Below are 12,962 nucleotides of genomic sequence, written 5' to 3'. Positions count from 1 at the left end.
TTTTTTTTTTTTTTTTTTTTTTTTTTTTTTTTTGATTAGATTACCCGATTGGTATAAAATTAAAGATAATATGCAAGAAGTGTGGAAAACTTATGAAAGATGAAACAATCGCCCGCTGCCTCCTTTCTTCCTGCCTGCTGGCTGCGGGTACGGAAGAAAGCATTGCCGCCACCAATAACGGCATTATTGAAAACACCAATCATACGGCGGCAGTAGCAGCGAACCGAAATCAGACCAACGAACATACTTTAGATTATTCGGGCGCAACTGCCGTTAAGCCGATTAATTCCCTGGTTATTGCCGCCAATGGCAAAGGCGCGAAAAATATCATTATCGTCAAGGGCAACCCTTCTCTCGGTGAAAAAGATTTGACAGATGTAAGTGGTAAAGCGTCGTTGAAAGATGCAAGGGGCGAAGTGTTGAAAGAGCCCGCGCATTGGACCATCGAAAAGATAAGAGCTACAGGGTCGGTGAGCAGCGGTCGATACACGCTTTCGTCAAGTGTTCCAAATGCCGGGATTTTGTTTGCAGACAAAACCTATGAGGCAAAGGGCAACGACATTACCTTGGAAAACGTATCCGTCAAAAATAGCTCTTCAACGGATGCCGTTTTCGCAAACGACACTTTGACAAACCCTTACGGTATGTCGGACACAACCCTGACCTTTAAGGGAAACAACTATCTTTATACAGACGGCGCCAAAGCAGGCAGCCCAGACGCACTGAACGGCATACAGTTATTTAAGAATAATACAACCAAATATTCCGAAGGATACAAAAACCATACCAAAATCGAGTCGGAAGCAGGTTCCAATCTGAACATATACGTCAAATCCGGAACGTTGCGCGGGCGCGGCATCTCGATAACGCAATATAAGAATGTAACCATCAACACGTCGGGACCGAGAAAAACGGTCGTCAACCAGACCGAAATGGATTTTCACGGCGGGGTCAGCATCAAGGTGGATCGCGGCAATCAGAAGAATGCCGAAAACTACGGTGTTTATGTGGGAAACCTGCCGAAAAAAAGCAGCACCAGCGAGGATGTGCCGGAAGATTCGTACAACCGCGCCACCTTCCATAGCGATGTCAAAATCGACGTGCAGCCGGTGCTTGAAGAAAGTGGGAAACAAAAATCCATCGGCGACGCTTTGAATGTGGACGGTAAAAACAGCAGCGTGGACATCAAGGGCGACGGAACGGTGCAAATCGACGGCGACATCCACGTCCTCAACGGCGGCGTGATAAATTTAAGCCTGAAAAACAAAAATTCTTATCTCAACGGGGAAGCCCATATCGGCAAACGACAATATACCGGCGATCCCGACGACCCCGATAATCCGCCAAGCGGACAACCCCTGTTTGAGGAAAACCGTAAAGACAGCGTGTCATCCATCAATATGACGATGAAGGACGGCGCGCGCTGGAATGTACAGAATACTTCAAAAATCAACGGCTTGGACATCAGCAACGGCGCGGAAGTGAGCTTTTCAGACGGCGGCAGGAATGTAAACGTCTCCGTATCCAGCCTGAAGGGAAACGGCGGCGTGTTCAAGATGCAGGGCAACATCGTGAGCGGCAAGTCGGACAAGCTGATTACGCGCGAAGGCAGCGAAGGCGTACACATCATCGAATATGAAGACAATGCCAAGGCACCAACGACCGGCAAGGAATTTTTAAAGCTGGTCGAAAATCAGGGGTCGGCAGGCGGTGGGGCATCCTATAAACTGCACGTCAAATGTACGGAACAGGGGGCGTGGTGCTTTAAGTTGGGCGAGTCGGAAAACTCCAAATATGTCGAAATTACTCCCGACGGCAAGCGGGATTTCTACCTTTTCGCGTCCACATTGTCAACGGGCGCATCGAGCGGCGTCCTTTTCGGAGAGGCGTTATATCAGTTGAACGCGGTTTCCGATGAAACGCTGGTGCAGCGTATGGGCGAAATCCACGCCGACGGAACGCCGCAGGAAGACAACAACGTCTGGATCAAACGCGTCGGCGGAAAATTCGCCGGCAGCCGCAGCGATTACCGCGTGGGCGGTTACAGCAACCGCTATTGGGGCTTTGCCGGCGGCTTCAACCGGACGGGGTTCGGCGACAAATGGATTCATTACAAAGGGCTGATGCTCCGCCACCTCCAATCGTCCTACACCCCCGAAGACTACGCCGGCATCGGCAAAATCTACGGCAGGACGGCAGGCGTTTATTCCACCTGGCTCAACCGGGAAAGCAGGGCCTATTACGATTTGGTCGCCAACATCGCCCGATATAAGGGCAGCTACGGGCTGACCAATTACTCCGGCGTCCATGTCGAGTCGGACGAGGCGCGCCTGAATGCCTATATGCTTTCCGCCGAAACCGGCAGGCGGATGGAAAAACAAGACGGCGGCAAAACCTATTGGTGGCAGCCGGAAGCGCAGTTGTCCTACTGGTTTACGCGCGGCTACGGCTTTTCGCTGTCAAACGGGCTGTCTGCCGAAACAGACAACTTCCGCAGCCTGATGGGGCGGTTCGGCTTTCGGGCGGGCGTGGACGGTTTGGACGGCGGCAGGCTGAACATCTACGGCAAGCTGATGTACAAACGCGAGTTTATCGGCACGATCCGCCACAGGTTCAACGGCTCTGCCGTAGAGGAATTCAAACACCGGGGCGGCTGGTTGGAATACGGCTTGGGCGTGGTCAGCCGCAATGCCGGAAACGGACGGCAGCTTTATTTTGAGGCGCAAAGGTCTTCGATGCACAAGATGCGGCAGAATTGGCAGGTCAATATGGGCGTGCGCAGTATGTTCTGATGCGCGGATGCGCCTGAAAACAATCCGGAACGGTCAGACGCGTTCCGGATTGTTTTTTGTCGGGGCGGTTTGCTGCTATATCAAAACAGGCGGGTGATGCCGTCTGAAGCCCACCAAAGCATCAAAGCATCCAATGCCGTCTGAAACCCCGTCATTCCCACCACTTTTCGTCATTCCCGCGAAAGCGGGAATCTAGAACCTCAAACTTTCAGATAACCTTTGAATATTGCTGTTGCCCAAAGGTCTGGATTCCCACCTGCGCGGGAATGATGATTTGGAAATTACCCGAAAACCCAAAAAAAAACCGAAACCGAACACACTTGATTCCCGCCTGCGCGGGAATGACGGCAAACGGGGGGATGGGGCATCACGATGCGGCGGCAATGTGTCCGGAATGGGGCGGTTTATCCGAAAAAGCCCATTTTGACTTGGATGAGTTTTTCCAGTTCGTTCAGGATGCGCCGACGCGAGACGAAAAAGATGATGTGGTCGCCGTCTTGGATGACGGTTTCGGTATGGTGGCCCATAATGGTTTCACCGGTTTCAGCGCGGACGACGGCGGCAATGTGGCAGCCTTCGGGCCATTTGATGCCGCTGATGCGCCTGCCGATGATGGCGGAAGTTTTTTTGTCGCCGTGTACGACGACTTCGATGGCTTCCGCCGTGCCGCGCCGGATGGGGTGGACGGCAACGATGTCGCCGCGCCGGATGTGGGCGAGTATCGAGCCGATGGTGATGAGGTGGGGGGAGACGACGATGTCGATTTTGTTGCCTTCGAGCAAATCGACGTAGCTTGAGCGGTTGACGATGCCGATGACGCGCTTCGCGCCGAGGTTTTTCGCCAAAAGGGCGGACATAATGTTGCTTTCGTCGTCGTTGGTCAGGGCGCAGAATACGTCGATTTCGTCGATGTATTCGTTGTCGAGCAGGGTTTCGTCGGTTGCCGAACCTTGCAGGACGAGGGTGTTGTCGAGGTTTTCGGCTATCCATTCGGCACGGCGCGGCCGGCATTCGATGATTTTGACGTTGTATGCGTGTTCGAGCTGCTTGGCGAGGCGGTAGCCGATGTTGCCGCCGCCGGCAATCATAATGCGGCGGGTGCTGGTTTCTTTGGGGCGCAATTCGGGTATGACCGCCCCGATGTTTTCGGCAGCGGCGGCAAACAGGATTTCGTCGCCTTCGATGATGACGGTTTGCGGCGCGGGGACGATGAGGCGGTTGTTGCGGTAAACGGCGCAGATTTGGCAGTCGGCCCCGTCGGGCAAATCTTGGGCGATGTCGGCGATTTCGCGGTTGACGAGCAGCCCGCCGCGCCGCGCCTGTATGATGACCATCCGCACGCGGTCGTCTGCAAAACGTAAAACCTGCAATGCGCCCGGGCAGTCTATCAGGCCGGCAAGCTGTTCGGTAACGAGCTGTTCGGGGCTGATGGTTTCGGTTATGCCGAATATGGAAAGGCTGCCGTTTTCGTTGTTTTCGAGCTTGGGGCTGAGGTATTCGAGGTATTCGCTGGAACGGACGCGCGCGATGCGGCCGGGGATGTTGAACAGGTCGGCGGCAACTTTGCAGGCGACGATGTTGGTTTCGTCGCTGCGGGAGAGCGCGAGCAGCAAGTCGGCATCTTCCGCGCCGGCGCGTTCTAATGTGAAGGGGGATGCGCCGTTGCCGAAAACGGTTTGGACATCTAGGCGGCTGCCTGTTTCCTGCAATGCTTTTTCGTCGATGTCGATAACGGTTACGTCGTTGTTGGGTATGGCGGCAAGGTTTTGTGCGACGGTAGAACCTACCTGCCCGTTGCCTAAAATGAGGATTTTCACGGTATGGGTCGCCGGGTGATGAAATGGGGGATTGTACCGCAACCGGGGGCGGAAATGCCGTCTGAAGGCAGATTTTGCGTTCAGACGGCATTGTGCCTCAAGATTCGACGGGGATGATGCCGATTTTCGCCTGCCATTTGCGCGGGGCGGTGGCGTGGATGGATTCGCCTTTGCTGTCCACGGCGACGGTTACGGGCATATCTTTGACTTCAAATTCGTAAATGGCTTCCATACCCAATTCGGGGAATGCCAAGACTTTGGAGGATTTGATGGCTTTTGCCACGAGGTATGCCGCGCCGCCGACTGCCATCAGGTACACGGCTTTGTTGTCGGCAATGGCTTGGCACGCCACCGCGCCGCGTTCGGATTTGCCGATCATGCCCAAAAGGCCGGTTTGTTCGAGCATTTGGCGGGTGAATTTGTCCATGCGGGTGGCTGTGGTCGGACCTGCTGGACCGACGACTTCATCGCCGACCGGATCGACGGGGCCGACGTAGTAAATCAGGCGGTTGGTGAAATCGACGGGCAATTCTTCGCCTTTGTCGAGCATATCGACGAGGCGTTTGTGTGCGGCATCGCGGCCGGTGAGGATTTTGCCGTTCAACAGCAATACGTCGCCGGTTTTCCAGCTTGCCACTTCTTCTTTGGTCAGTTTATCGACATCGACGCGTTTGCCGTTGTCGGGGCTGTAAGTCAAATCGGGCCAGTCTTCGACGCGCGGCGGGGTCAGCTCGACCGGGCCTGAGCCGTCCAATTCGAACTCGACGTGGCGGGTTGCGGCGCAGTTCGGAATCATGGCAATCGGTTTGGATGCGGCGTGTGTCGGGTAATCGAGGATTTTCACGTCCAACACGGTGGTCAGACCGCCCAAACCTTGCGCGCCGATGCCCAGCGCGTTGACTTTTTCAAAGAGTTCGAGGCGCAGGGCTTCGGTGGTGGACAATTCTGCGCCGGACGCGGCCTTTTCCTGCAACTCTTGAATGTCGATGTGGCTCATCAGGGATTCTTTCGCCATCAACACGGCTTTTTCAGGCGTGCCGCCGATGCCGATGCCCAAGATGCCGGGAGGACACCAGCCCGCGCCCATGGTCGGGATAGTTTTCAGCACCCAATCGACGATGTTGTCGGAAGGATTGAGCATGGCGAGTTTGGATTTGTTTTCAGAACCGCCGCCTTTTGCCGCGCAGGTTACTTCGACTTTGTCGCCCGGCACGATGCTCATATGAATGACGGCGGGCGTGTTGTCTTTGGTATTTTGGCGTTTGCCGGCAGGGTCGGCGAGGACGGAAGCGCGCAGCGTATTGCCTTCCCAAGTGTAGGCGCGGCGCACGCCTTCGTTAACCATTTCTTCGACGCTCATGTCCGCATCCCATTGGACGTTCATGCCGACTTTGAGGAAAACGGTTGCGATGCCGGTATCTTGACAGATGGGGCGGTTGTTTTCGGCACACATGCGGCTGTTGACCAAAATCTGCGTCATCGCGTCTTTGGCGGCGGGATTTTCTTCCTTCTGCCACGCCTTATAGAGCGCGTCGATGTAGTCTTTCGGATGGTAATAGCTGATGAATTGGAAGGCATCGCAAATGCTTTGGATAAAGTCTTCCTGTTTAATGACGGTCATGATTGTGTTCCTTTTCAAGGTTGTAGCGGTAAGTATTTGCTGCTGTTTTAAACAACCTTTTTGAAGGCTGTTTTTTTATCAGGTTGAAATAGTGCCAGCGTTTGTACGGTAAAGACAATACATAATTCTAATCTCTTGATTATCAATTTGTTTTAATAAAATACTGTTTTACTCGGGTTTTGATATTCGTAATCTTTGCCTGTTGCTTGAGGTAGAAATAAAACTACAAATATGTTTGGTAATTTTAGGTTTTTTATAAATACCGTCCGAACCTGTCCGAATATCCGTTTTAACGGCATAAAAATTATTCTCAATAATTTCAAACTGATTTCAATCGATTAAAGGATATAACGACGGCAGGGAGTTGTCATATACGAAAGAGGAAATTTTGACTGAAGTCAAACGCATTTGACTTTTTGAAATTTTACAACTTATTTTCCAAATATCAGAATTTTCAAAAAAATACATATATTACAGCAATATATGTATTTTTTACCGTCTTGCAATAATGAGAATGGATTGTATTTTTCTGTTTGTTTTTTCTGCTTTTCAGACGGCATTCTTTATAATCTTATTGAAAAGTAAGTATATTTTAAAATTTCATACATAAATTTTGTCAACAATATATGTTTCTATGGCAATTTTGTAGTTTAGTAACGATAAGGCGCAAATTCTGATAAACTATGTTTCACATAAGAAACATTAAGTTATAAACATATTCATAGTGCGCGAGAGGAAGTTATTGTTTCTCTTGTGTAACAAAAATACACAATACCGAATCTACTATCCTTCCAACAGGACACTGCCATGAGTGAAAATTTGTTAACCCTGACCATAGACGGACACGAGGTCAAGGCCTCCGCCGATTCGTCCATTATCCAAGCCTACGCCCGTTCCGGCAGCGCGATTACCGCCAATGTCGGCTGCATGGGGCAGGGCGTGTGCGGTTCGTGCCGCTGCATGATACGCAAGGAAGGCGAGCGCGAGGTAACCACCGCGCTGGCGTGTGAAACCAAAGTAGAGGAAGGGATGCAGGTCAGTTTCTTGGACTACTTCATCCCCGAGCATATCCAGTATTACGACGTGGGCGAGGTCGGCGACGGCTGGAACTGGCTGGACGACACCGCAAAAGCCTTCCCCGAAGCGCAAAACTGCCGTCATTGCGGCGGCTGCAACCGTGCCTGCCCAAAAGGTTTGGAAGTGGAAAACGGCGTGGCGCAGGTGGTATCCGGCGATTTCGGCGCGGCGGCTTTGACCTTCGACCAATGCGTGATGTGCAACCTCTGCACCCTCTCCTGCCCCGAACACATCCGTCCGAACCACTTGGGCCTGTTCGCCCGCCGTATGAAAGCGGCGCGCACGCTGCGCCCTGTGGATTTGATGCGCCGCCTGCGCGAAATCGACAGCGGCAAAATGAAAGTCGAATTTGAAGGGGAGGCAGTGTGATGGCGAACGAAATACAAGGCATAGACTACGAAACCGCCCTTGCCAACCTGCGTGCATCCTCATTGGAACTGCGCGGCGACCTGCCGGAAAAAAACGAATTACTGAGCCAATTCCATCCCGATTATCAGGCAAATGCACGCGTGAAGCTGCCCATCGGCCCGAACGCCGGCGATTACTGCCATCCTGATTTGGCGAAACTCTTAATCAGCCGGTCCCTGATTGACGATTATGATTTGTCTGGCGCGGAACATTTGAACACCGACGTACTGGTTATCGGCGGCGGCGGCGCGGGTGCGGCGGCGGCATTGTCTGCAACCGAAGCAGGCGCGCGTGTGATTATGGCGAACAAGCTGCGTATCGGCGACAGCAATACCGTAATGGCGGAAGGCGGCATTCAGGCGGCAGTCGGCGCGGAAGACAGCCTGCAACAGCACTTTGACGACACCGTCAAAGGCGGCCACAACGCAGGCAAAAAAGAATTGGTGGCACAAATGGTTACCGACGCGCCGTCCGCCATCCGCTGGCTGATTGGTTTGGGCATGACCTTCGACCTTGCCAATGGCGCGGACAGCAACGGTATGCTAAGCCGAAAACGCGCGGGCGGTACGACCGTGCCGCGTATTTTGAGTTACCGCGACTTTACCGGCCTTGAAATGATGCGCGTCCTGCGCGAGGCGGTCGAACTCGACGAAAACATCACGCAACTCAACCGCCACCCCGCCATCGAATTATTGTCGGACGAACACGGCCGCTGCGTCGGCGCGATTTTGTACGATTTGGAAAAACGCTCTTTGGTATTGGTGCACGCCAAAGCCGTGGTCTTGGCAACCGGCGGCAGCGGGCGGCTGCATTTGCAGGGTTTCGCCACTTCCAACCACTACGGCGCAACCGCCGACGGTCTGGTGATGGCATACCGCATCGGCGCGAAACTGCGCGACATTGATTCCTTCCAATACCATCCGACCGGCGTCGCCCATCCGCCGCACTTGGCAGGCGCGCTGATTTCCGAAGCCGTGCGTTCCGCAGGCACCAAACTGGTCAACGGCTTGGGCGAACGTTTCGTTGACGAATTGCAGCCGCGCGACGTTGTTGCCGCCGCCATTTTGCGCGAGTGCCGCGAAGGTCGCGGTGTAGTACGCGACGGACAGGTCGGCGTGTTCCTCGACACCCCGCGCCTGATTGAAAACGATCCTGATGTATTGAACCGTTTGGTTACGCTCGGCCACGTCGCCCATAAATGCGGCATCGATCCCGCCGTCGAGCCTGTAATGATTCATCCGACCCTGCACTACCAAAACGGCGGTGTCGAAATCAACGGCGACGGCGCGACCTGCGTCGAAGGCCTCTATTGCGCCGGCGAAGTAACCGGCGGCATCCACGGCCGCAACCGCCTGATGGGCAACGCGCTTTTGGACATCATCAGCTTCGGCCGCCGTGCCGGTAAAGCTGCGGCAAATTGCGGCCTGCCGCTGAAAAAAGTGCGCGGCGGTGTCGGACACGTCCACGATCTGCAACGCGAAATGACCCGCGCCGGACTGACCGGCGACATCAAAGCCCCCGTTTTATATCCCGACTACGGCAAATTCGATCTGCGCGAACACGCCGGTTTGCAGGAGCAACAATCATGAACCAAGCCAATCAAAACTTACTGCACCCGTCCCGCCAAGTCGGTGCGGATTTGACCGCGTGGCGCAAAGTCGGCGGCGGCGAAGGCCTGCTGGCTGCACTTGCCGATCCTCAAAGCATTGTTTCCAAACTGCAAGATGCCAACCTATGCGGTATGGGCGGTGCAGGTTTCCCGACCTGGCGCAAATGGGAGGCGGCGGTTGCCGCCCAAAGCAAACACGGCGACAAATACGTCGTCTGCAATGCCAACGAAGACGAACCGGGTACGTTCAAAGACCGCGTGTTGCTGGCGAAAACGCCGCACCAAGTCATCGAAGGCGTATTGATTGCCGCCGTCGCCTGCCGCGCCAACAAAGCGGTTTTGTACGTCAACCCTCATCAAACCGAATCCATCGCTTCCATCACGCCCGCCATCGAGCAATGGAAAAAAAGCGATTTGTTCATCCGCATCGAAAACTATCTGGGCAAACCTTTAGACCTGAAATTGGTCGAAACTTCAGGCCGCTACATCGGCGGCGAAGAAACCGCCGTGATTTCATGGTTGGAAGGCGGTTTCCCGTTCCCGCGCCGCAAGCCGCCTTTCCCTGCGGAAAGCGGTGTCAACGGTGAACCGACCCTAATCAACAATACCGAAACCTTCGCCAATATTCCGCAAATCCTTGCCAAAGGCGCGGAATGGTACAAATCGCTGGGTTTGGGCGATGCCGCAGGTACGAAACTCTACTCGCTCTCCGGCGACGTATTGAACCCGGGCCTGTACGAGCTGCCAATGGGTACAACGCTGAAATCACTGATTTTCGATCACGGCGGCGGTATGCTTGAAGGCCGCACGTTTAAAGCCGTCTTCACCGGTGGCCCGTCAAACACGCTTCTGACTGCCAAAGATTTGGATGTGCCATTGGACTTCGTGTCCGTGCGCGAACGCAAATCCAGCCTCGGTACGGGTGCGATGATTGTGATTTCCGAAGGCACGAGTGTGGTGCGTAAAGTATCTGAATATGTGGAGTTTTTTGCTGCCAACTCATGCGGACAATGCCCGCCGTGCAAAGGCGGTACGTTCCAACTTTCACGCCTGCTCAACCGCGTGGATACCGGCATCGGCACTTCAGACGACCTCCGCGCCCTGCAAAGCCTGTGCCAACTGCTGCCCCGAAGCGGCCGCTGCGGCCTGATTGACGGCGCGGTTACCGTGTTGCAAAGCTCGATGCGTACCTTCCCCGAAGAGTACGGACTGCCGGCGGAGCAGGATTAAGCCGGTAAGGCGTTTCAGACGGCATCCCCCGCCAAAATCAGGCACACGCCGTCTGAAACCCGATTTTCCCGATACTTCAAACTAGGAGACTAATATGGGCTTCAAGCCAATCCCTGCGGCGGCCGCGCTCGCGCTGACGCTGCTTATCTGGTTCGTTATCCCCGTTCCCCAAGGCGTATCGCCCGATGCGTGGCATCTTCTGGCACTGTTCGTCGGCATCATCGCCGGCATCATCGGCAAAGCCATGCCCATCGGCGCAATGGCGGTTTTGGGCATTACCCTGGTCGCGCTGACCGGCGTAACCAACGAAAAAGCCGCCGACGCGACCAAAGACGCTTTGAGCAGCCTCAACAACTCGTTAATCTGGATGATCGGTATCGCCATCATCATCTCGCGCGGCCTGTTGAAAACCGGCTTGGGGATGCGTATCGGCTACCTTTTGATTTCCCTTTTCGGCAAACGCACGCTGGGCGTGGGTTACAGCCTGGCATTGGCGGACTTGGTCATCGGCCCGGTAACGCCGAGCAACACCGCGCGCGGCGGGGCGATTGTGCATCCGATTATGAAATCCATCGCCTTGAGTTTCGACTCCGATCCCGAAAAAGGGACGGAAGGCAAAATCGGCAAATACCTTTCACTGGTCAACTTTCACGCCAACGTGATTACCTGCCTGATTTTCATCACTGCCACCGCACCCAACCCGTTGGTCGTCGAACTGGTTGCCAAAGCCACCAATTCGCAAATCCAACTCTCTTGGGGCACTTGGTTCTTGGCGATGATCGTACCCGGCCTGATTGCGATGCTGCTGATGCCTCTGGTGCTGTATTTCCTGTATCCGCCCGAAATCAAACAAACGCCTGACGCGACCGCCCTTGCCAAAGAAAAACTGAAAGAAATGGGCGCGATGAAGCGCGACGAAAAAATGATGCTCGGCATTTTCGTGATCCTGCTGCTGTTGTGGGCGGGCATTCCCGAAATGCTGGCCGGCGTGAAAGTCGATGCCACCGCCACCACCTTCCTCGGGCTGAGCCTCTGCCTTTTGAGCGGCGTCCTGACTTGGGACGACGCACTGAAGGAAAAAAGCGCGTGGGACACCATCGTTTGGTTTGCCGCCTTGGTGATGATGGCGAACTTCCTCAACAAACTGGGGCTTATCGGCTGGCTGTCCGAATCCATGCAAAGCGGCATCGCCCATTTGGGTTTGGGTTGGGAAGCCGGCTGCGCCCTGCTGATGCTTGCCTACCTCTACGCCCACTACGTTTTCGCCAGCGGCACGGCACACGTTACCGCGATGTTCGGCGCGTTTTACGGTGCAGGTCTCGCCTTGGGTGCGCCGCCTATGCTGTTTGCCCTGATGATGGCGGCCGCCACCGGCATAATGATGTCGCTGACCCACTACGCCACCGGTTCCGCGCCTGTGATTTACGGCTCAAACTACGTCAATATGGGCGAATGGTGGAAGGCGGGCTTCATTATGAGCGTTATCGAAATCCTGATTTTCGCCACAGTCGGCATTTTGTGGTGGAAAGCTTTAGGTTATTGGTAAACCGCCGGCTGTTTGAATGTTAAGGCAAAAATGCCGTCTGAAACCGTTTCGCGTTTCAGACGGCATCGTCCACTCTCTGCCGTCATTCCCATAAAAACAGAAACCTAAAATTCCGTCATTCCCGCGAAAGCGGGAATCTAGAGTGTTCGGTTTCAGTTGTTTTTGGGTTTCGGGCAATTTCCAGATCGTCATTCCCGCGCAGGCGGGAATCCAGACCTTAGAACAACGGCAATATTCAAAGGTTGTCTGAAAGTTTGAGGTTCTAGATTCCCGCTTTCGCGGGAATGACGAAAAATTGCAGGAATGACAAAGAGTTGCGGACAGCAGGGGAATGACGGGGTTTCAGACGGCATCAAATGCCTTGTCGGGCTTCAGACAGCATCGCCCCCTCCGCCGTCATTCCCGCGAAAGCGGGAATCTAGTGTGTTCGGTTTCGGTTTTTTTGGGTTTCGGGTAATTTCCAAACCGTCATTCCCGCGCAGGCGGGAATCCAGACCTTCGGGCAACGGCAATATTCAAAAATTATCTGAAAGTTTGAGATTCCAGATTCCCGTTTTCACGGGAATGACGAAAAGTCACGGAAAGTCGTGATGGCGGCGCATCCGCACGACCGTCATTCCCGCGCAGGCGGGAATCTAGATTTTCGGGCGGCGGCAATATTCAAAGGTTGTCTGAAAATTTGAGATTCTAGATTCCCGCTTTCGCGGGAATGACGAAAATTTGCGGGAATAACGAAGAGTTGCGGGAATGACGGCTCATAATAAAAAAACCTGCTTGAAACAAGCAGGTTTTTGAATTGGCACGCCCACGGGGATTCGAACCCCGGTTGCCGCCGTGAAAGGGCAGTGTCCTAGGCCTCTAG

Annotated in this window: 7 protein-coding genes; 5 read left to right on the top strand and 2 right to left on the bottom strand. The window is 54.1% G+C overall.

Going from position 1 to position 12,962, the window contains the following annotated elements; genetic code table 11:
• Positions 1–92: 92 nt before the first annotated feature.
• On the top strand, positions 93–2,792 hold the full coding sequence (locus Q9J32_RS09825) for an autotransporter outer membrane beta-barrel domain-containing protein (protein WP_301884952.1): 2,700 nt from the start codon (positions 93–95) through the stop codon (positions 2,790–2,792).
• A gap of 404 nt (positions 2,793–3,196) precedes the next feature.
• On the opposite strand, the gene trkA is transcribed toward Q9J32_RS09825, so the two are convergent.
• Together trkA and Q9J32_RS09815 are read right to left on the bottom strand one after the other, a co-directional pair.
• Positions 3,197–4,609, bottom strand: coding sequence for a Trk system potassium transporter TrkA (gene trkA / locus Q9J32_RS09820; protein ID WP_301884950.1), 1,413 nt, complete (start codon positions 4,607–4,609; stop codon positions 3,197–3,199).
• A 97-nt stretch (positions 4,610–4,706) separates the two neighbouring features.
• Positions 4,707–6,230, bottom strand: a complete 1,524-nt coding sequence (locus Q9J32_RS09815; RefSeq protein WP_301884947.1) for a fumarate hydratase — start codon at positions 6,228–6,230, stop codon at positions 4,707–4,709.
• 807 nt (positions 6,231–7,037) lie between these two features.
• Between Q9J32_RS09815 and Q9J32_RS09810 the strand changes: the two genes are divergently transcribed.
• The 4 genes from Q9J32_RS09810 (at position 7,038) to Q9J32_RS09795 (ending at position 12,100) form a co-directional block, all read left to right on the top strand.
• Positions 7,038–7,676: a 2Fe-2S iron-sulfur cluster-binding protein gene (locus tag Q9J32_RS09810; RefSeq protein ID WP_118793195.1), complete on the top strand. Its 639-nt coding sequence runs from the start codon at positions 7,038–7,040 to the stop codon at positions 7,674–7,676.
• The gene (locus tag Q9J32_RS09805) at positions 7,676–9,304 is read left to right on the top strand and encodes an FAD-binding protein (RefSeq protein ID WP_301884944.1); all 1,629 of its coding nucleotides are present in this window, start codon (positions 7,676–7,678) and stop codon (positions 9,302–9,304) included. Before Q9J32_RS09810 ends, Q9J32_RS09805 begins: the two co-directional genes overlap by 1 nt.
• A complete protein-coding gene (locus tag Q9J32_RS09800) occupies positions 9,301–10,554 on the top strand; it encodes a complex I 51 kDa subunit family protein (RefSeq protein WP_301884941.1) in 1,254 nt (417 codons plus the stop codon). Before Q9J32_RS09805 ends, Q9J32_RS09800 begins: the two co-directional genes overlap by 4 nt.
• 94 nt (positions 10,555–10,648) lie before the next feature.
• Positions 10,649–12,100, top strand: a complete 1,452-nt coding sequence (locus Q9J32_RS09795) for a DASS family sodium-coupled anion symporter (RefSeq protein ID WP_301884938.1) — start codon at positions 10,649–10,651, stop codon at positions 12,098–12,100.
• The last annotated feature ends 862 nt before the right edge of the window (positions 12,101–12,962 follow it).

The sequence above is a fragment of the Neisseria uirgultaei genome, from assembly GCF_962719845.1.
GTDB classification, from domain to species: Bacteria; Pseudomonadota; Gammaproteobacteria; order Burkholderiales; family Neisseriaceae; genus Neisseria; species Neisseria bergeri.
Note: the sequence above shows the minus strand (reverse complement) of the source record. Positions and strands in the feature narration are given on the sequence as shown.